This window comes from Streptomyces sp. 2323.1 (genome assembly GCF_900221035.1).
In the GTDB taxonomy this organism is placed as follows: domain Bacteria; phylum Actinomycetota; class Actinomycetes; order Streptomycetales; family Streptomycetaceae; genus Streptomyces; species Streptomyces sioyaensis.
The window spans coordinates 3,033,422-3,053,182 of the sequence record NZ_LT907981.1 but is presented as its reverse complement, the minus strand read 5'-3'; the positions used below and the strand labels follow the sequence as shown (position 1 = coordinate 3,053,182).

Here is a 19,761-nt window from a genome sequence, read left to right as displayed (position 1 = left end):
GTTCTAGGCGGCGACGAACCCCTCCATGCGCTCGCGCGACAGGCTGCCCAGGGCGATCCACGATCCGTCGACGAAGGCGACATCGAACCGCCCCCGGCTGACGACCTTCGAATGTGCGGTGGCCCCGGCGATATGCGTGCGGGGTACCTCCGCCCCGAAGCCCCACTGCGGGGCGGGGTTCCGCCAGCTCGTGTTGTGGTCCACGAGAAGGATCAGCCGGCGGTCGGTCAGCGCCTGACGCCCGGGCTCGCCGCCCGCGTTGGTCAGATCGACCAGGAAGCGCCCGGCGATGCTGTGCCAGCCGCCGTCCATGACGGTGCCCCAGATCGCACGCTCGGTCGCCCGGTCGGCGATGTGCTCCACATCGATCGCGGCATTCTCCACCCGGTCACTGACGCGGTCGACGGCCCGGACCAACGGGTTGTTGGTCACCCGGCTGCTGCCCATGGCCTCCAGCGGGCGGCTCACCTTGCCCAGAACGCTCCCCAGCGCGCCCCGCACCCGCTGTTCGAGCGCCGACGGCGGGGGCGGGGTGCGGGGCGTGCGCAGCTTCGGGGGGACGGAGGGCAGCGCCGAGTTTTCCCAGTAGTCCGAGGCGACGATCAGCCTTTCCCCTGGCTGGAGAAAGGGCTGGAAACAGTCGCGGTAGTCCGGCCTCATCCGGCGCGGCCTCCTTCGTGGTGCATCCGCCGTCAGCCGAACGGATTGTCGGGATCGCGCGGCTGCTCGGCGGCGGCCGGGCGGGTGACCAGGCGCGGATCCTGCTCGACCGCGGGTTCGCGGTAGCGGCTCAGCGGGTCCTGGGCGACCGGCGTCGGGTCGGTGGGGAGTCCCGTGGGCGGCGGTGGATTCTGATGGCCGCTGACCGCGGGTTCGCGGTAGCGGCCGACGGGGTCCTGGGCGACGGGCGGTGCCTCGAAGTCGGAGGCCGGGGGCAGATGGGGGCTGCCGTGCCTGCCGCTGCCGCCACTGTCGTGGGAACCCTTGCCGCTCAGTGCTTTGTCGAGCTCGTCGGCCTCGTGCTGAACGATGGGCGAGACCGCCTGGGTCGGGTCGCCGGAGAAGCCGAGGGCGCCCATCCCGAGCCCCACGGCCCCCTTCATCGGCGTCTTGATGATCTTCAGCGCCTTCTTGGCAGCCAGCGCCTTCGCGAACTTCTCGGCCTCGACCGGGTCCTTGAGGTGCTTCCAGGTCCAGGGCTTGAGCTTTTTGACCTTCGACATCTTCTTGGCTTTTTTCAGCAGCTTGATGATGTTGACGAAGGCCTTGAGTTCCTTTGCCAGTTCGGCCAGCACCCTCGCGACGCGCGCCGACACGAAACTGGCCTCGGCCGCCGCTGCCGCCGCGGCGGCAGCGGCCGAGACACCGGCGGTGACGATCGAGGTGGCCAGGGCCACCGCGAGTTCGATGATGGCCCATTCGATCAGCTCACGGATGAGCGTCTCGACGACCTGCTCGGCCATCTTCGCCTGTGCGCCGGCCTGTTCCAGGACGCCGGCCACCGCGTCCATGTCCTCGGCTTCCGCCTCCAGGGCGGTTTCCAGCTCGGCGAGGTGCCCTTGGAACGCCTCGGCGGCCTCGCCGGTCCACTCGTGTGCGAGGTCCGCGCGGTCGCGCCGCTGGTCGGCGATCAGCTCACGCAGCTCGGCCGCCTGGTCGCGCCACAGCTTGGCGGCTTCCTGGATGCCTTCGTCATCGCCGGTCACCGCTTCCAGATGCTCGGCGAGCGGTTCCACGAGCGGACGCATGATGCTGTCGACGGCGGAGTCGAAACCGCTCATCCAGTCGTTGACCTTGTTGTAGGCGCCCAGCGCCCCCGATACCGGCCCGCTCATCGCATGCTCCCCGGCCCGCCCGAGTGGATCTGCCGCATCGACGCGGCGGTCGCGTCCTCGTCGGACTGGTAGGCACGCGCCGTCTCCGTGACGCCCTCGCTGATCTTCTCCTCCAGCGTGGCCGCGGAGTCGAGCGTGTCCAGGCAGTGCTCGCCCTGTTCGTCGTAGGCCTGGTAGAGCTCATCGGACTCCGGGAGCTTCCCGAAGGCCTCCTTGCTGAGCTCGTGCGAGGCGAGCTTGCTGCGGATCGCCCGCAGCTTCTCCGCCCGCTGATCGGAGCTCTTGGCGAACTTGTGCAACGCTTCCTGAGCAGCACTGAATTTCTCCGGCACAGATCTCCCCCGAAATGTTGTCGTGATGCCGATCAAGGTCAATCGTAGTTAAAGGTTCGGACATGCATGCGGGGCCCCGCCAAAAGGCGAGGCCCCGCACGGGCATTTGTGACGGCATGTCATAAGGCCGCCAGAGCAGCCCTAAACGCCCATCGGATGCCACACCGTCTTCGTCTCCAGGAAGCTCATCAGCCGGCCGGTGCCGGGGTCCGCGGACCAGTTCACCGGCGCCGGACGCAGCACCCGCTTGAGGTTGTCGGCCGCGGCCACCTCCAGCTCCTTCGCCAACTCCTCGCCGGCGCCCGCGAGATCGAGGGCGTTGACGTCCTGATGCGCGGCGAGCGGCGCGGCGATCTCCGCCGTACGGCCCGAGAGGATGTTGACCACACCGCCGGGGAGGTCGGACGTGGCGAGCACCTCGGCCAGGGAGAGGGCGGGCAGCGGAGCATCGTGCGCGGCCACCACGACCACCGTGTTACCGGTGACGATCGCCGGGGCGATCACCGACACCAGGCCGAGGAACGACGAGTCCTGGGGGGCCAGGACCGCGACCACACCGGTCGGCTCGGGGGAGGAGAGGTTGAAGTACGGGCCGGCCACCGGGTTGGCGCCGCCCGCGATCTGGGCGACCTTGTCGGACCAGCCCGCGTACCAGACCCAGCGGTCGATCGCCGCGTCCACCTGCGCCGTGGCCTTCGCCTTCGACAGCCCCTCGGCCGCCGCCACCTCCGCCACGAACTGGTCGCGGCGGCCCTCCAGCATCTCGGCGACGCGGTAGAGGATCTGCCCGCGGTTGTAGGCCGTGGCACCCGACCAGCCGCCGAACGCCTTACGGGCGGCGACCACCGCGTCCCGGGCATCCTTGCGGGAGGCCAGCGGCGCATTGGCGAGCCATGTGCCCTTGGAGTCGGTCACCTCGTACACCCGCCCGCTCTCGGACCGGGGGAACTTCCCCCCGACGTACAGCTTGTAGGTCTTGAGCACACTCAAGCGGTCAACAGTGTTCATCAGCGCGTGCCCTCCGGGCTCGACGGGGCGAGGTACGCCTCCAGACCGTGCCGGCCGCCCTCGCGGCCGAAGCCCGACTCCTGGTAGCCGCCGAACGGCGAGGCCGGGTCGAACTTGTTGAACGTGTTGGACCAGATGACGCCCGCACGCAGCTTGTTCGCCATCCACAGCATCCGCGAGCCCTTCTCCGTCCAGATGCCCGCGGAGAGTCCGTAGGGGGTGTTGTTGGCCTTCTCCACGGCCTCCGCCGGGGTGCGGAAGGTCAGCACGGACAGCACCGGGCCGAAGATCTCCTCGCGGGCGATGCGGTGCGCCTGCGTGACGCCGGTGAACAGCGTCGGCGCGAACCAGTAGCCGGCGGTGGGCAGCTCACACGACGGCGACCAGCGCTCGGCGCCCTCGGCCTCGCCGGCCTCGGCCAGCGCGGTGATCCGGGCCAGCTGCTCGGCGGAGTTGATCGCACCGACGTCGGTGTTCTTGTCGAGCGGGTCGCCCACGCGCAGGGTCTGCATCCGGCGCTTCAGGGCGTCCAGCAGTTCCTCGGCCACCGACTCCTGGACCAGCAGCCGCGAGCCCGCACAGCACACCTGGCCCTGGTTGAAGAAGATGCCGTTGACGATGCCCTCGACGGCCTGGTCGAGCGGCGCGTCGTCGAAGACGATGTTCGCCGCCTTGCCGCCCAGCTCCAGGGTCACCTTCTTGTCGCTGCCGGCGACCGTACGGGCGATGGCCTTGCCGACCTCGGTGGAGCCGGTGAAGGCGACCTTGTCGACGTCCGGGTGCGCGACCAGCGCGGCACCCGTGGAACCGTCTCCCGTCAGGATGTTGACGACACCCTTCGGCAGGCCCGCCTGCCGGCAGATGTCCGCGAAGAACAGCGCGGACAGCGGCGTCGTCTCGGCGGGCTTGAGGACGACCGTGTTGCCGGTCGCCAGCGCCGGAGCGATCTTCCACGCGAGCATCAGCAGCGGGAAGTTCCACGGGATGACCTGGCCGGCGACGCCCAGGGGGCGGGGGTTCGCGCCGTAGCCCGCGTGGTCGAGCTTGTCGGCCCAGCCCGCGTAGTAGAAGAAGTGCGCGGCGACCAGCGGCAGATCGGCGTCCCGGGACTCCCGGATCGGCTTGCCGTTGTCCAGCGACTCCAGCACGGCCAGCTCGCGCGAGCGCTCCTGAATGATCCGGGCGATCCGGAACAGGTACTTGGCCCGCTCGGCGCCGGGCAGCGCCGACCACTTCTCGAAGGCCTTGCGGGCGGCCTTCACGGCACGGTCGACGTCCTCGGCGCTCGCCTGGGCGACCTCGGAGAGAACCTCCTCGGTCGACGGGGAGACGGTCTTGAAGACCTTGCCGTCATGGGCCGGGACGAACTCGCCGTCGACGAACAGGCCGTAGGACGGCGCGATGTCGACGAGCGCGCGAGACTCGGGTGCGGGTGCGTATTCGAAGGTCATGGGAGCCTCAGTCCACCGTGACGTAGTCGGGGCCGGAGTAGCGGCCGGTGCTGAGCTTCTGGCGCTGCATCAGCAGGTCGTTGAGGAGGCTGGAGGCACCGAAGCGGAACCAGTCGGCGGTCAGCCAGGGCTCGCCCAGCGTCTCGTTGACCATCACCAGGTACTTGATCGCGTCCTTGGTCGTACGGATACCGCCGGCCGGCTTCACCCCGACCTGGACACCGGTCGCGGCATGGAAGTCGCGGACCGCCTCCAGCATCAGGAGGGTGACCGGCGGGGTGGCGTTGACCGCCACCTTCCCCGTCGAGGTCTTGATGAAGTCCGCACCCGCGAGCATCGCCAGCCAGGACACCCGGCGGACGTTGTCGTACGTCTGGAGCTCACCGGTCTCGAAGATGACCTTGAGGTGCGCGGCCGTGCCATCGGGGCGCGCGCAGGCCTCCTTGACGGCCTTGATCTCCTCGAAGACGTCCATGTAACGGCCGGAGAGGAACGCGCCCCGGTCGATCACCATGTCGATCTCGTCGGCGCCGGCCGCCACCGCGTCCCGGGTGTCGGCGAGCTTGACCGGCAGCGCGGCCCGGCCCGCCGGGAAGGCGGTGGCGACGGACGCGACGTGGATACCCGAGCCGCCGAGCGCCTCCTTGGCCGTCGCGACCATGTCCGGGTAGACGCAGATCGCCGCGACCTTGGGGCAGCTGCGGTCGGTGGGGTCCGGGTGGATGCCCTTGGCGCACAGCGCCCGGACCTTCCCCGGGGTGTCCGCGCCTTCGAGCGTCGTCAGGTCGATCATCGAGAGGGCGAGATCGATGGCGTACGCCTTCGCCGTCGTCTTGATCGAGCGGGTACCGAGGGTGGCGGCGCGGGCCTCAAGGCCGACCGCGTCGACCCCCGGGAGGCCGTGGAGGAAGCGGCGCAGCGCACCGTCGTCGGCGGTCACGTCCGCCATTGACGCCAGACGCCCCGCGGCTTCCTTGCCGTATGCGGGAACAGTGATGGGCATGGTCACGAGGGGAGCATATCTACGCGCGTAGCGCCATGTCATCCCCCTGGACAGTCCGAATCCGGCCGGTGCGCGCGGGCGCAAGGAACCGAGGTGCCTGGTGGCGGGCACCGGAACCGTCCGCCACCAGGGCCCGGACACCTCCGCCGCACGCCCCCCGAATGATGCCGTACCGCAATGTCCGGCATCCGGACGGTCGGGCAGAATCGGCGGCATGACGAGCCAGGACCGGTCCACCCCGCCGCAGCAGCAGTACGCGGAGCGCAGCTACCGCTCGCCCGCGGCCCTCGCCGGCGGCGCACTGCTCCTCCTGCTCGGCCTCTGGCTCGGCGGCGACGCACTGCTCCGCGGCGACGCCCACACCCGGCTCACGGCGCTCTTCGCCCTCCTCCTCGGCGTGCCACTGGTGACCGCCTTCACCTTGCGCCCCCTGGTCAGGGCGGGCGAGGACCGGCTGACGGTGCGTAACCCGTTCCGTACGATCACGCTGCCCTGGGACGCCGTGGAGGGCCTGCGGGCGGGCTACTCCACCGAAGTGGTCACCGCCGACGGCACCTACCAGATGTGGGCCATCCCCGTCTCCCTGCGCCAGCGCAAGAAAGCCGGCCAGCAGGCGACGCGCGGCACCGGGGCCCAGCCCCGCTTCGGCCCGCACGCCGACGCCGGGCCCACCCCGCGCGCCATGGCGGACCAGGCTCTCGACGAACTGCGCGAGGTCAAGGAACGGGCGGCGCGCGGAGGGAGCAGCCAGACCCAGGGGGGCGAGCCGGTGGTGCGGTGGTCGTATCCGGTTCTCGTGCCGGTTGTGGTGGGGGCGGTGGGGCTTGCGGTGATGATCGCGGTCTGAGGGGGGTGGGGCGCCTTTTAAGGGCTCGTGCTCTGAGGTATGCCGGGTATCGCGAATGCCGTACACGGCCACGGCAGCGGCCCCCGTCGCGGGAGACGGGGGCCGCTGTCTGTTGTGGCCGGACGGGCCGGTCGGCGGGCCGGGGGATACGGACCGGGCGGAGCGACCGTTGGCCGTACAACCCGGCCTGACGGGCGGACCGGCCGTCAGGGGCCCCGCCGGCGGAGGACGCCGACCGTGCGTCAACCCTGCGTGGAACCGCGCAGCAGCCGCGCCTCTACCGTGCGTCAGGCGTGCCTCTACCGTGCGTCAGGCGTCGATCCCCGCCGCCGCCGACACATCCCGCTTGATGGCCGCCAACGCCGCCGTGGCCGTCGTCCGGGCCTCGGGCAGTGCCTCGGGCGAGGACACCGGGACCACGACCTCCAGATAGCACTTGAGCTTGGGCTCGGTGCCACTGGGACGGACCACGACACGGGCGGACTCGATGCCCGCCTCCGGCGAGCCGGCCAGGTAGTAGCGCAGACCGTCGGTCGGCGGCAGCGTCTCCGTGCCCTGGGTCAGATCGTCGGCGCGGGAGACTGCCAGGCCCGCCAGCGCGGTCGGCGGCTGCTCCCGCAGCCGGCGCATCGCATCCGCGATCAGCGACAGGTCCTCGACCCGGACCGAGAGCTGGTCGGTGGCGTGCAGCCCGAACTCCCGCGCCAGGTCGTCGAGGAGATCTGTCAGCGTGCGCCCGTCCTGCTTGAGCTCCGCGGCCAGCTCGGTGATCAGCAGCGCCGCGGTGATGCCGTCCTTGTCGCGGACGCCCTCCGGGTCGACGCAGTAGCCCAGCGCCTCCTCGAACGCGTACCGCAGACCGTCCACCCGCGCCAGCCACTTGAAGCCGGTCAGCGTCTCCTCGTACGGGAGCGCGGAGGCGGCCGCGATCCGGGACAGCAGCTGCGAGGAGACGATGGTCGTCGCGAAGGTGCCGGACGCCTGCTTGCGCACCAGATGGGCGGCGAGCAGCGCACCGACCTCGTCGCCGCGCAGCATCCGCCAGCCCTCCGGGGTGCCGGGGGCGGGGACGGCGACGGCACAGCGGTCCGCGTCGGGGTCGTTGGCGATCACGATGTCGATGTCCGCGCCCGCCGCCCGGGCGGCCGCGAACGCGAGGTCCATCGCGCCCGGCTCCTCCGGATTGGGGAAGGCGACCGTCGGGAAGTCCGGGTCCGGCTCGGCCTGTTCCGCGACGACCACCGGGGCCGGGAACCCGGCCCGGGCGAAGGCGGCGACGAGGGTGTCCCGGCCGACGCCGTGCATCGGCGTGTAGACGACCCTGGTGTCCCGGGGGGAGCCAGGCGTCAGCACCGCGTCCGTACGCTCCAGATAGGCGGTCAGGACCGTCTCGTCGAGGGTCTCCCAGCCGGCCTCCGGGCGCGGCACGCCGTCCAGCGGGCCGACCGCGGCGATCTCGGCGGCGATCCCGGCGTCCGCGGGCGGCACGATCTGCGAGCCGTCGCCCAGATAGACCTTGTAGCCGTTGTCGCGCGGCGGGTTGTGGCTGGCGGTGACCTCCACACCGGCGACCGCACCCAGATGCCTTATCGCGAAGGCCAGGACGGGGGTGGGCAGCGGGCGCGGCAGCAGCGCGGCGCGCAGGCCCGCGCCCACCATCACGGCTGCCGTGTCACGGGCGAAGTCGGCGCTCTTGTGGCGCGCGTCGTAGCCGATGACGACCAGCCCGGAGCCCTCGCCCTGCGCCTTGAGGTACGCGGCGAGACCGGCCGCGGCCCGGATGACCACGGAGCGGTTCATCCGCATCGGGCCCGCGCCCAGCTCACCGCGCAGCCCGGCGGTGCCGAACTGGAGGGTGCCGGCGAACCGGGCGGCCAGCTCGTCGGTGTCCTCGGCCTCGATGAGCTTGGCCAGCTCGCCCCGGGTCTCCGGGTCCGGGTCCTCGGCCAGCCATGCCTTGGCCCGGTTGATCAGCTCCGCGGGATCGGTAGCCACGTGATGCTCCTGACGGTGGGTGCGTGGTGGAGTTGCGTACGGGGGGCCTGCGGGCGGCCGGACGCCTGCGCGGTGCGCGCCCGGCTCGTACCCCTTACCCCGCGTGGGGTGCGAACGACGCCATCCAGCCACGGGCGGCCCACCCCCCACCCGGCCTTGACGCCACCCTCCCTCCGTCACAGAATGTAACGAAGTGAGGAACGAATTACTCTCCGTAATCGTTGCCGGGGGAGAGGGGGAGGCGGCGCGGCGGGCTCGGGGGCGCGATCGGCCGGGGCGCGTGCTCGGTTGGGTGGGGCAGGCTGAGCGGGTCAGGCCTGGCCGGGCTCGGGCCCGGGCCCGGGCCCGGGCCCGGGCCCGGAGCCGGACCAGGCTCGGCCGGACTAGACCGGACTCGGCCGGACTCGGCCGGACCAGGCGGGCTCGGCTGGACCGTGCTTGGCCGGAGCGAAGTCGGCTGGACCGGACGGCGGTCGGCCGGTCGGGCCGCACTCGGCCGGACCGGACCGTGCGGGGTCGGATCCGACTGCGGGCCGGGCCGCACTCTGCCCGCTCAGTCCAGTCCGCCGGATCGAACCGGCCTCCGCCGGACCGGCCGCCGGACCGGACCGCCTCCGCTAGATCTTGCTGAGGACCTGGCCGAGCAGCGTGCCCATCCGGGTCGCCGAGTCGCGGCCGGCCTGCAGCACCTCTTCGTGGTTCAGCGGCTCGCCCGTCATGCCGGCGGCGAGGTTCGTCACCAGCGACAGGCCGAGCACCTCGGCGCCCGCCTCGCGGGCCGCGATGGCCTCCAGGACGGTGGACATGCCGACCAGGTCGGCGCCCAGCGTCCGGATCATCTTGATCTCGGCCGGGGTCTCGTAGTGCGGGCCGGGGAACTGGGCGTAGACGCCCTCTTCCAGGCTCGGGTCGATCTCCTTGCACAGCGCGCGCAGCCGCGGCGAGTACAGATCGGTCAGGTCGACGAAGTTGGCGCCGATGATCGGGGAGGTGGCGGTCAGGTTCAGGTGGTCGCTGATGAGGACCGGCTGGCCGGGGCGCATGCCCTCGCGCAGGCCGCCGCACCCGTTGGTGAGCACGACGGTCTTGCAGCCGGCCGCGACGGCGGTGCGTACGCCGTGCGCGACCGCGGCGACTCCGCGGCCCTCGTAGTAGTGCGTACGGCCCAGGAAGACCAGCGCCCGCTTCTCGCCCACCCGGTACGAGCGGATCTTGCCGCCGTGTCCGGCGACGGCCGGCGGCGGGAAGCCGGGCAGCTCGGTGACGGGGAATTCGTGCTCGGGCGCGCCCAGGGCCTCGGCGGCCGGCGCCCAGCCCGAGCCCATCACCAGGGCGACGTCATGGGTCTCGGCGCCGGTCAGCTCGCGCAGACGGGCGGCGGCGTCGGCGGCGGCACCCTGCGGGTCGCGCGCGATGTCCGGAGTAACAGATGCGTTCACGCGGACGAGGGTAACCGCTATTCCCCTACGCGCGTAGATGTTGCTGCCCACGGTGCTGAGATCGTTGTCTTGTGGTTTACGCCAAACGCTTGCCCGGGCGCGTCGCCGTACCCCCATACGGGCGCTGACCCGCCCCTGTGCCCGGCCTGTCAGTGACACCTGGCGTCAGCGACACCCGCCCGCTGACTGTCCCCGGCCCACGGCCGGGCCCCGGCCCACGCCCGTCACCGGCCTGTCAGCGACACGGCCCGGCCAGGCCGCCATCCGGCTCGCGCCATCGAGATCGGGCAGTCCGCCCCGGCACCCGCCCCGGGCCGACACCGGCCCGCCGGCCGCGAGAACCATCCCCTCGGCCCAGACGCTCGCCCCTCGGCCGTGAGCCCCACCCACTTGGCCCTTCTCGGCTGCGCCAACCGCCCCCTGACCCGCGCCCCCACCCGACGCCGAACCCCCACCCCTCAACAAGGCCGCTTCCGCAGCTCCATCACATAGTCGTGGGGGGCGCCGGCGGATTCTGCGGCGTCGGCGATCTCGCCCAGGTAGCGGGCCGACGGCAGGCCGCCCTCGTAGCCGTTGAGGACGTAGAGCCACGCCGCATCGTCGCCGTCGAGGGTGTGCACCCGCACCCGCATCCGGCGGTAGACGTCCATGCCGACGCCCTCCCAGCGGTCCATTGACTCCTCGTCCATGGGCGCGATGTCGTAGAGCGCGACGAAGACCTGGGAGGCGGGGGCCTCGACGATCGTCGCCAGTGCGCCTTCCCAGCCCATCTGCTCGCCACCGAAGGTCAGCCGCCAGCCGTTGAGCCAGCCGGTGCCGCGCAGCGGCGAGTGCGGTGCGCGGCGGGACATCAGCCGCGCGTCGAGGTTGCCGGCGTAGGCGGCGTAGAGCGACATGGTTCCGAGGGTACGGGAGGTTGCCCGCCGGACTCGTGGTACCGGAGGTTCGCACCACGTGCTCGGTCGGCGCGTCCCGGTGCCGGTCAGCGCGGCAGTGCGCCCCCGGGCGTGAGCGCCGTACGGGCGTGCGGGACAATGGAGTACGTGACTCGGATCGTGATCATCGGTGGCGGACCCGGCGGATACGAAGCGGCCCTGGTGGCCGCCTCTCTCGGCGCGGAGGTGACCGTCGTCGACTGCGACGGTCTGGGCGGGGCGTCGGTGCTCACCGACTGCGTGCCGTCGAAGACTCTTATCGCCACGGCCGAGGTGATGACCACCTTCGATTCGTCGTACGAGGAGCTCGGCATCATCGTCGAGGACGACACCCCGCACGTGGACCGGCCCGCCCGGGTCGTGGGCGTCGACCTCGGCAAGGTCAACCGACGGGTCAAGCGTCTCGCGCTCGCCCAGTCGCATGACATCACCGCCTCGGTGACCCGCGCGGGCGGCCGGGTCATGCGCGGCCGCGGCCGGCTGGAGCCGGGCCAGGCGCCGGACGGTTCCCGCAAGGTGACGGTCACCGCCGCCGACGGCACCTCGGAGGGCCTGATCGCGGACGCGGTGCTGATCACCACCGGCGCGCACCCCCGCGAGATCCCCGACGCGCTGCCCGACGGCGAGCGGATCCTGAACTGGACGCAGGTCTACGACCTCGACGAGCTGCCCGAAGAGCTGATCGTGGTCGGTTCCGGTGTCACCGGCGCCGAGTTCGCCGGCGCCTACCAGGCGCTCGGTTCCCGCGTCACCCTCGTCTCCTCCCGTGACCGCGTGCTGCCGGGGGAGGACCCGGACGCCGCCGCCGTACTGGAGGACGTCTTCCGCCGCCGCGGCATGAACGTCATGGCGCGCTCGCGGGCCCAGTCGGCCAAACGGGTCGGGGACCGTGTCGAGGTCACCCTCGCCGACGGCCGCACGATCTCCGGTACGCACTGTCTGATGGCGGTCGGCTCGATCCCCAACACCGCGGACATCGGTCTGGAAGCGGCCGGCGTCAAGCTCAGGGAGTCCGGCCACGTCTGGACCGACAAGGTCTCCCGCACCACCGCCCCGGGCGTGTACGCGGCCGGTGACTGCACCGGCGTCTTCGCGCTGGCGTCCGTCGCTGCGATGCAGGGCCGGATCGCGATGTACCACTTCCTCGGTGACGCGGTCACGCCGCTGAACCTCAAGACGGTCTCCGCGAACGTCTTCACCGACCCGGAGATCGCCACCGTCGGTTACTCCCAGGCCGATGTCGACAGCGGCAAGATCGACGCCCGGGCCGTCAAGCTCCCGCTGCTGCGCAACCCGCGCGCCAAGATGCAGGGCATCCGCGACGGCTTCGTCAAGCTGTTCTGCCGCCCCGGCACCGGCATCGTGGTCGGCGGTGTGGTCGTCTCGCCGCGCGCCAGCGAGCTGATTCACCCGATCTCGATCGCGGTCGACAACAATCTGACCGTCGAGCAGATCGCCAGCGCCTTCACGGTCTACCCGTCGCTGTCCGGCTCGATCGCCGAGGTCGCCCGCCAGCTGCACACCCGTAAGACGGGCAGCGAGTAGCAGCCGGTGACCGGACGGCAGGCGGCGGATGAGGGCGGTCGATTCGCATGTTTGTGCTCCCGGTGAGCACTGTGGATGAAACGTCCCTGCGCCGGCCGGGAACCGTCCCTTCCGGGCCGCCCGCCGTCGTGGCGGCCGGCAGGGCGGCTGACCAGGCCGCAAGCGGGTCCTACCGCCCGGCAGTTCGACATCCGCACGACATATGCACACCGCATACCACGTCACGCTCCGCGGTGTGAACAACTTCCGTTAATTGGTGCAACCTGCTGAAAACAGACGGTCGTTGGCGTTACTGTCAGTTTCGTGTTCGCTGCAGAACGTCGCCAATTGATCCTTGAAATGGTGCGCGCCAACGGAGCCGTATCGCTCCGGGAGCTCGCCCGCGTCGTCCAGACCTCCGAAGTAACCGTACGGCGGGATGTGCGGGCGCTGGAGGCAGAAGGACTGCTGGACCGCCGGCACGGTGGTGCGGTCCTGCCGGGAGGCTTTACTCGCGAATCCGGATTCCCACAGAAATCCCATCTAGCGACCGCGGAGAAGACGGCCATCGCCGATCTCGCCGCGGGCTTCGTCGAAGAGGGCGAGGCCATCGTGGTCGGGGCGGGAACGACCACCCAGGAGCTGGCCCGCCGGCTCGCCCGGGTGCCCGGCCTGACCGTCGTCACCAATTCCCTGCTCGTTGCCCAGGCGTTGGCCCATGCCAACCGCGTCGAGGTCGTGATGACCGGCGGCACCCTGCGCGGCTCCAACTATGCGCTGGTCGGCAGCGGTGCCGAACAGTCCCTCCAGGGGCTGCGGGTGTCCCGCGCCTTCCTGTCGGGCAGTGGGCTGACCGCCGAGCGCGGGCTGTCCACGTCCAACATGCTCTCCGCCAGCGTCGACCGGGCGCTGGTGCAGGCCGCGGGGGAGGTGGTGGTGCTCGCCGACCACACCAAGCTCGGTTCCGACACGATGTTCCAGACCGTGCCGACGGATGTGATCACGCGGCTGGTCACCGACGAGCCGCCGGGTCATGACGACCGTGCCGCCACGGAACTCCAGGCGCTGGCCGATCAGGGCGTACAGATCGCCGTCGCCAACGGCTCGGGCGCCACCGGTCACGGGCCGGGGCAGCCGGGTATGGAGGGCGGCGCGGGAGACCGAAGAGGCCCCCGGCGGGACGTCCCGCTGCCGGGGCAGCGCCGCAGCCATCCTCCGGGCGCCGCGGGCGGGGGGCCACAGCTCCGCTCGGCCCCCTCACTGACCGAGGCCTCGGGCGGCCGGGTCGCGGATCTCGCCCCACGGCGGCGCTGAAACGCAGGAGCCGGGGGCGCGCCCGCCGGGCGCGCCGCACCGGCACCGTCAGCGCTTGTCCCCCTTCAGCCCGCTGAGGGTGAGCGTCAGCAGCCGGTCGGCGAGCTGGGGGTCGTCCGGGGATTCCTCGACGGCCAGCGCGATGCCGTTGGTCAGCTGCATCAGGTCGCCGATGCTCACGTCGGGGCGTACGGCCCCGGCCTGCTGGGCGCGGGTCAGCAGCGCATCGCCGGCCTCCCGCATCGGCACGCAGCACCGCGCCATCCCCGAGTTCTCGTCCGACGATGCCGTCATCAGCGCACGGGACAGCCCGCGGTAGATGCTGGCGTGGGTGATGATCGCGCGCAGCCAGGCGACCAGCGCGGCGCACGGCTGCGGCGCGTCGGCCAGCTCCCTGGCGTAGGCCAGCAGCGCGTCCACCTCGCCCTGGAAGACCGCGCCCATGAGGGCGGTCCGGTTGGGGAAGTGCCGGTAGAGCGTGCCGATGCCGACGCCGGCGCGGCGCGCGATGTCCTCCAGCGAGGTGTCCGTGCCGTGCGCGGTGAACGCCGTACGGGCCTCGGCCAGCAGCCGCTCGTAGTTGCGGCGCGCATCGGCCCGCATGGGCCGTACGTCCTGCGTCCGCACCGGTGCGGACGCCACCGGCCCCTGCGCCGCCTGCCGCTGCCCTGCCGTTTCGGTCGCCATCGCCGTCCTCCCTCGACCCGGCCGGTCGCGGCCCGGTGGCTCCAGGATGCCATTGCGGGGTGGGGGCTCGGGGGGTTCCCGGTGGGGGCGCTCGCGTGCGGGGCCCGATGCGGGCGGGGTCGCCGTCATGGCTGTTCCGGCGCCCGGAGTTCTGTCGTGTCGGGGCCCGCACCGGCCGGCGGTGCCTCCCACATGCCGAGAATCTGCCGCGCCAGCGCCTCCTCACCCGCCACGAGGACCGGCGAGCCGAGGACGAACTCCCCGCCGCCCGCACCCAGGACCGTCTTCCCCCGTTCCCGGGCGAGGGCGGTGCCGGCGGCCACGTCCCAGGGCTCGGGCCCCAGGCACAGACAGGCGTCCAGCCAGCCCTCCGCCACTCCCACCAGGTCCAGGCTCATCACCCCCTGCATCCGGATCCGGTAGGCCGCGCTCTGCAGCAGCGCGATGCGCCGGACGAGGCGGGCCTCCCCGGACCCGGTCCCCGTGATCCCGACGACCGCCTCGCTCACCGTCCGGGCGCGGGCCGGCGCCCGGGTCGGGCCGCCGTGCGCGCCGGTGCGCCAGCGGCGGCCGAGGGCCGGGGCGTCGATCACTCCCAGCAGCGGTGCGCCGTCCTCGGCGTACGCGAGGGACAGGGCGTGGAAGGGAGCGCCCCGGGCGAAGTTCATCGTGCCGTCGATGGGGTCCAGCAGCCAGCACCGCGGGGGCAGCGGGCGGCCGGTGGCGGACTCCTCGCCGATGACCGGGATGCCGGGGGAGAGCCGCCGCAGTACCTGCGACACCACGCGCTCCACCTCGACGTCCGCCGCCGTCACTTCTTCCCCGGACGGCTTGAAGGAACGGGCCGACCACTCTTCGCCGGCGCGGGCCAGCCAGCTGCATCCGGCGTCGACGGCCTGTTCGGCGACGGCGAGTAGAGCGGTGAGGTCCCTCACGCCGGGTCCAGTGGCCGCTCCGTCAGGGTCTGTGCATGGGCGCCGTGCTCCCCCATCACGTAGAAGCTGAGCCGGTCGAAGGTCCACTGGGACGGCAGGGACGTGCGCCGGGGCGCGTGGCGCACCACCTCCTGGGCGATCTGTTCCTCGGCGCGGCCCAGGGTGATGTGGGGTGCGTAGGCGTCGCCGGTGTACCGGTAGCCGTACCGGGCGAAGCTGGCGCGCTCGCTCTCCGAGAAGCGCGAGGTGTCCTTGGTGCCGATCGCCTGACGGTCGAGGTGGGCGTCCAGGGCGTCGAGGGCGGCCGTCTGCAGCCGTTCCAGCAGGGGTGGCCGTTCCAGGGCGAGGAAGACCCATCCGGTGGGCTGGTAGACGATGCCGGTGGCGGCGAGCCGCAGTTCCTTGGGCAGGGCCAGCGTGCCGCCGATCTTCTCCAGCTCCGTCTCCGGGTCGAGGGAGTCGGTGAACGGGCCCTGGAACACGGTGACGTGCGGAAGGTTTCCGTCGGCGGTCAGGCTGGGACGCAGCGCGTGGTCACCGCCGATCTCCTGCTGCATCCTGATCGCGCGGTGTACGTGCTCCGCGCTCGGAAGCAGGGCGATGCCAAGCCATCTGGTCACGGATGAGCTCCTATCTTCGTGATCACGTGTATCGCTGCGCCGAGGCCCCGGCGCAGACAGGTTTCCGGCGATTCTCCGCTCAACCACCCTGCGATGACACCGGCGTTGAAGGCATCGCCGCCGCCGGTCCGGTCCACCGGCGCCACCGGAGTGGTGGGTACGTGCAGCGTCCGGCGGCCGGGTGAGGCCCACAGCGCCCCCTCCGGGCCGAGGGTCACGATCACCTCACCGGGCAGCGCGTCGGCGTATTGCCGGGCCGTGGCCGCCGCGTCGTTGCCCGGCGCCCTCCTCGGCAGCCGGTGGGCCTCGTCCGCGTTCATCAGATGCAGGGTCGCCTCGCCGGCGAGGACGCTCATGTCCCTGCCGTTCCATTCGACCGATACCGGGCGGCCGCACCGGCGGGCGAGGCGCGCCAGCCGGACGAGGGGCGGTGTGGGTTCGCCGACGACGTGGACGTGGTCCACGGCGCGGAGGTCGTCCTCGGTGACCGCGCCGATCGCGGCGTCCCGGTCCGCTCCGGCGAACGTCATCATTCTTTTGCCCGCGCCGGCGGACAGGACGATCGCCATACCGGTCCGGGTGGCCGGGTCCACCCGGGTCAGCGAGGTGTCCACGCCTCCGGCGCGCAGCTCGTCGAGGCACACTCTGCCCAGGGCGTCGTCGCCCACCGCGGACACCAGCCGGACCGCGCAGCCCTGCCGGGCCAGGCCCAGGGCGGTGTTGGCCGCCGATCCTCCCGGCGACGCAGCGCACTCGCCGCCCCGCAGCTTCTCGTGCTCCTCGGGCAGCCGGTCGGCCCGGACGATGATGTCGAAGTTGGTACCGCCGGCGACGAGCACCCGCCGCGGCTCCCGGGACGCCGAGGGGCCGGGGGGCCGGTCGCCCTCTAGCACGGCTCTCCCAGCCGGTAGCTTTCGAACAGGACGTGGCGCACCAGCCGTTCCCTGCTGGCGAGGCTGCTTTCCTGCGGGAACGAGGCGTGGGTGACCAGGTCCTTCACCACGTCCTCGAAGCGGGCCTTCTCCGCGCTCAGTTCGTGGAAGCAGCGCATGAGTTCGCGGTGGAGCTCGGCGGGCTGGGCCCGCATCTCGGCGAGCCAGGAGTGGTTGGCGATGAGGACGTTCGAGGCCGCCGACCGCAGTCTTTCCTGCGCCTGTGGCGGCAGCATTTCGGAGTTGAGCAGTTCGAAGTAGCCGGCGTTGTCCCGCGCGTGCATCCGCAGATTCTGGCCGCCGACGGCAAGTACGTCCTTGTTCAGGTGAAAGAGTTCAAGGCCCAGATGGTGCGGCACATCCAGAATCTCCACACCCATGTCCCGCAGTCCCGCCTCGTCGGTCGAGAATGCCGCCAGGATGTTGTCGAACATATCGCTCAGTTTGGGGACGGCGATCTGCGCGCCGGCCGGGTTCGCCAGGAATTCGGCCGGAGTGGTGTTTCCCCAGCGGCCGTTGCGTGCGGCGAGCAGATAGAAATTCCGGCCGCCCATCGAGTAGCCCATGCGTCCGATGGGGATCACCTGGGACCTGATCTCCTCGTGCTTTTCGCGCAGGCGCAGCACCCGCTGCTCGTTGTAGATCGCCAAGTCGAGCAGCCGCTGGGAGACGTCCGTGACCAGATGGTCCGACCAGGGCAGCTGGACCTGCACCATTCGGTGGCTGCGCTGCGCCAGCAGCTGTTCGAAGCCGCAGCCCAGGAGGAGCGCCTTCACCACGATCAGGGACGAGTCGGCGATGCGTGAGGTGCTGGTGGCGTGCTGGACGGCCGCCAGCCCCTGCCGCGCCTCGTCCTCGGCCAGTGCCTTGCTCGTCTGCCCGTACCAGACCGCCAGTTGCGTCAGGGCGTTGAGGCACGGTCTGACGTCCTCCGCGGAAATTTCCTCGCCGGCAGCGTTTTGCGCATGGCTGCCGTAATTCCCGTAGTTCTGAATGGTTCGCACGGCGAGTACGACCTTGGGGGGAACGAGTCCCTTGCCGGCCAGCACCGTCAATAAGGACTCAAGTGTCGGCTTGGAGCCAACCGCTTCCTGCATGGCGATATCCAAGAGGATCGACTCCGCCGCTCTCCTCGCTGTCCCGAGAAAGACCTCTGGGTCCGTCTCGGCGTACCGTAACGCCTTCTTGTAGAGCCGGAGCGACTCTCCCCCGTTGACCGTCACGTCGTCCGTGTCCTCTTCGGCAGTTTTTGATCACGGTACCAAGGGGCGTGGGCCTCAACCAGCCGTTCCCGGGGCCCACTTGCTGGCATACGGGGCGCTCGGGGCGGCATACGGGGCGCTCCGGGGCGCACGGTGACTTCACCTCCCGCGCCCCACCCTGTTCCGGAGCGACGACAGCACGAGCCGGCCGTAGCGGGTGGTGAAGGCGAGGGCGGTGGCCAGGGCTGCGGTGGTGAGGGCGAGGAGGAGGTGGGTGGGGGCGTGGTCGTCGAGGACCTGGAGGATGCTCAGGGCGGTGCCCAGGGGGAGGCCGAGGATGGTCAGGACGCCCAGGGCGCCGGCGATCTGCTGGTTGTCCTGGGTCTGGACGAGCCGGGCGTAGTCGGCCGCCTCGGCGAGGATTTCGGTGAAGCGGTCGGGGAGGCGGTACTGGGCCTGGTAGGCGAGGAGGAGTTCGTTGGCCGGGCCGTGGGCGGTCAGGTGCTGGCGCCAGTAGGTGCTGCGGAAGGCGGCGATCTGGGTTTCCAGCGCGGTGACGCGGGCGCCGAGTTTGGGGCCGTCGAAGACGCCGGAGAGGGCCTCGGTGAGTTCGTCGATGTGGTCGCGCTGGACGGTGCCGAGCAGCAGGGCGTCGAGGTAGATGGTGCGGTGGTGCACGGCGCCGAAGTCGTAGAAGTCGCCGTCGCCGCCGTCCGGACGGTGGCCGAGGAAGGCCGCGCCGTGCCGGAGTACGAGGGCGCTCCAGTCGGCGGATATCCGTACCGCGTGTTCCATCTGGGACGGCATGAGCTCCGGTGCCAGCGGGAAGTCGGCGGCGGTGGAGCGGGAGGCCAGGGACCACAGCCACTGGTCGGCGGTGGCGGGGAGCCGGTCGCCCCGGCGCAGGGCCGGGGTGTGCGCGGCCTGGGGGGTGAGGAAGGCGATGGTGTAGGGGCGGGCGATGGCGAACGGCGCCCCGGAGGTTTCGGGGACGGCGACGCCCGCCAGGAGGGTCTCCGGTGCCAGCGGCCCGTCCAGGGGGTCGGGGCCCGCCGCGTGGCGGTGGCCGATGGCCCGCAGGGTTTCCAGCAGCGCGGGGCCCTCGACCAGCAAGTGCAGGACTGCCAGGGCGGCTCCGGGGTGGCGGGCGGTGGCGGTGCGGAGCAGTTCGATGCCGTGCAGGTGCAGCGGGCCGTGGGTGCGGTTCTCGAAGCGGTGCCAGCGGCAGGGGCGTTCGGGGGTTCCGTAGAGGACGCGGGCCGCGGAGGGGGTGAAGTAGGTCTGCCGGGTGGTCGTGTCGGCACGGCGGCTGCCGAGCTCGAACGGCAGCGGCCCCTGCTCCCAGGCCGGCGGGGCGGGGAGCCGTACGGGGAGGATGACGGTGAGGGCCTGGCGGGCGCCCGTCAGGTGGCGGAGTTCCGTGGTCACGGTGTCGGTTGTCTCCTTGGGTGGGGACGGCGGCCCCGGGGCCGGGCGGTCGTTGAGGGTGGCGCGGGCCCGTTGTTGTTCCGTTTTGGCGGGCGGTGTGGTTCTCCCGGTGACGTGCCCCCGCCGGCGTTCCCGTGAACCGGCGTTCCCGCGAACCGTCCCGTGTCTGCCCGGGGGACGGTGCGTGAAGTCCCGGCATACCGCAGGAGTCGGGCGTCCGAACACCTCGCCGGGCCCGCAACGCCGCCCCCGTACGAGCCATCAAACCAGGCGG

The 19,761-nt window shown here is 71.6% G+C and carries 18 protein-coding genes; 3 read left to right on the top strand and 15 right to left on the bottom strand.

The window, feature by feature from the left end:
• Positions 1-3: 3 nt before the first annotated feature.
• The 6 genes from CPH93_RS12560 to deoC form a co-directional block, all read right to left on the bottom strand.
• Entirely contained in the window at positions 4-660 is a 657-nt protein-coding gene (locus tag CPH93_RS12560) for a hypothetical protein (protein WP_096212892.1), read from the bottom strand.
• A gap of 32 nt (positions 661-692) precedes the next feature.
• Positions 693-1,835: a WXG100 family type VII secretion target gene (locus CPH93_RS12555; protein WP_096212891.1), complete on the bottom strand. Its 1,143-nt coding sequence runs from the start codon at positions 1,833-1,835 to the stop codon at positions 693-695.
• The gene (locus tag CPH93_RS12550) at positions 1,832-2,167 is read right to left on the bottom strand and encodes a hypothetical protein (RefSeq protein ID WP_096212890.1); all 336 of its coding nucleotides are present in this window, start codon (positions 2,165-2,167) and stop codon (positions 1,832-1,834) included. Before CPH93_RS12550 ends, CPH93_RS12555 begins: the two co-directional genes overlap by 4 nt.
• Before the next feature lie 141 nt (positions 2,168-2,308).
• Positions 2,309-3,175 carry an aldehyde dehydrogenase family protein gene (locus tag CPH93_RS12545; protein WP_162501010.1) on the bottom strand — a complete coding sequence of 289 codons (867 nt, stop codon included), beginning with the start codon at positions 3,173-3,175 and terminating at the stop codon, positions 2,309-2,311.
• Positions 3,175-4,626 carry an aldehyde dehydrogenase family protein gene (locus CPH93_RS12540; RefSeq protein WP_096212888.1) on the bottom strand — a complete coding sequence of 484 codons (1,452 nt, stop codon included), beginning with the start codon at positions 4,624-4,626 and terminating at the stop codon, positions 3,175-3,177. Before CPH93_RS12540 ends, CPH93_RS12545 begins: the two co-directional genes overlap by 1 nt.
• A 7-nt stretch (positions 4,627-4,633) precedes the next feature.
• Positions 4,634-5,629, bottom strand: a complete 996-nt coding sequence (gene deoC, locus CPH93_RS12535; protein ID WP_173909970.1) for a deoxyribose-phosphate aldolase — start codon at positions 5,627-5,629, stop codon at positions 4,634-4,636.
• A 214-nt stretch (positions 5,630-5,843) separates the two neighbouring features.
• Here deoC and CPH93_RS12530 point away from each other — a divergent pair, with 214 nt between their 5' ends.
• Positions 5,844-6,476 carry a PH domain-containing protein gene (locus CPH93_RS12530; RefSeq protein WP_096215410.1) on the top strand — a complete coding sequence of 211 codons (633 nt, stop codon included), beginning with the start codon at positions 5,844-5,846 and terminating at the stop codon, positions 6,474-6,476.
• A 309-nt stretch (positions 6,477-6,785) separates the two neighbouring features.
• Here CPH93_RS12530 and CPH93_RS12525 read toward each other — a convergent pair whose 3' ends face one another.
• The 3 genes from CPH93_RS12525 to CPH93_RS12515 all read right to left on the bottom strand — a co-directional run bounded on the left by CPH93_RS12525 (position 6,786) and on the right by CPH93_RS12515 (position 10,806).
• A complete protein-coding gene (locus CPH93_RS12525; protein ID WP_096212886.1) occupies positions 6,786-8,471 on the bottom strand; it encodes a phospho-sugar mutase in 1,686 nt (561 codons plus the stop codon).
• 617 nt (positions 8,472-9,088) lie between these two features.
• On the bottom strand, positions 9,089-9,910 hold the full coding sequence (locus tag CPH93_RS12520; RefSeq protein WP_093484842.1) for a purine-nucleoside phosphorylase: 822 nt from the start codon (positions 9,908-9,910) through the stop codon (positions 9,089-9,091).
• A gap of 458 nt (positions 9,911-10,368) precedes the next feature.
• Positions 10,369-10,806, bottom strand: coding sequence for a gamma-glutamylcyclotransferase (locus CPH93_RS12515; RefSeq protein ID WP_096212885.1), 438 nt, complete (start codon positions 10,804-10,806; stop codon positions 10,369-10,371).
• Positions 10,807-10,944: 138 nt separating this feature from the next.
• Here CPH93_RS12515 and CPH93_RS12510 point away from each other — a divergent pair, with 138 nt between their 5' ends.
• Positions 10,945-12,390: an NAD(P)H-quinone dehydrogenase gene (locus CPH93_RS12510; protein WP_093484843.1), complete on the top strand. Its 1,446-nt coding sequence runs from the start codon at positions 10,945-10,947 to the stop codon at positions 12,388-12,390.
• 339 nt (positions 12,391-12,729) lie between these two features.
• Positions 12,730-13,683 carry a DeoR/GlpR family DNA-binding transcription regulator gene (locus tag CPH93_RS12505; RefSeq protein ID WP_006603550.1) on the top strand — a complete coding sequence of 318 codons (954 nt, stop codon included), beginning with the start codon at positions 12,730-12,732 and terminating at the stop codon, positions 13,681-13,683.
• A 48-nt stretch (positions 13,684-13,731) separates the two neighbouring features.
• On the opposite strand, the gene CPH93_RS12500 is transcribed toward CPH93_RS12505, so the two are convergent.
• The 6 genes from CPH93_RS12500 to CPH93_RS12475 all read right to left on the bottom strand — a co-directional run bounded on the left by CPH93_RS12500 (position 13,732) and on the right by CPH93_RS12475 (position 19,487).
• The gene (locus tag CPH93_RS12500) at positions 13,732-14,286 is read right to left on the bottom strand and encodes a TetR/AcrR family transcriptional regulator (protein ID WP_096215409.1); all 555 of its coding nucleotides are present in this window, start codon (positions 14,284-14,286) and stop codon (positions 13,732-13,734) included.
• A 209-nt stretch (positions 14,287-14,495) separates the two neighbouring features.
• On the bottom strand, positions 14,496-15,305 hold the full coding sequence (locus tag CPH93_RS12495) for an inositol monophosphatase family protein (protein WP_096212884.1): 810 nt from the start codon (positions 15,303-15,305) through the stop codon (positions 14,496-14,498).
• Positions 15,302-15,925 (bottom strand): 2'-5' RNA ligase family protein, encoded by a 624-nt coding sequence (locus tag CPH93_RS12490; protein ID WP_096212883.1) that lies wholly within the window; start codon positions 15,923-15,925, stop codon positions 15,302-15,304. Before CPH93_RS12490 ends, CPH93_RS12495 begins: the two co-directional genes overlap by 4 nt.
• The gene (locus CPH93_RS12485) at positions 15,922-16,764 is read right to left on the bottom strand and encodes a carbohydrate kinase family protein (RefSeq protein WP_096212882.1); all 843 of its coding nucleotides are present in this window, start codon (positions 16,762-16,764) and stop codon (positions 15,922-15,924) included. Before CPH93_RS12485 ends, CPH93_RS12490 begins: the two co-directional genes overlap by 4 nt.
• A 47-nt stretch (positions 16,765-16,811) precedes the next feature.
• Positions 16,812-17,954 (bottom strand): hypothetical protein, encoded by a 1,143-nt coding sequence (locus CPH93_RS12480; protein ID WP_443031442.1) that lies wholly within the window; start codon positions 17,952-17,954, stop codon positions 16,812-16,814.
• Positions 17,955-18,218: 264 nt separating this feature from the next.
• Positions 18,219-19,487, bottom strand: coding sequence for a hypothetical protein (locus tag CPH93_RS12475; RefSeq protein ID WP_096212880.1), 1,269 nt, complete (start codon positions 19,485-19,487; stop codon positions 18,219-18,221).
• Positions 19,488-19,761: the final 274 nt, after the last annotated feature.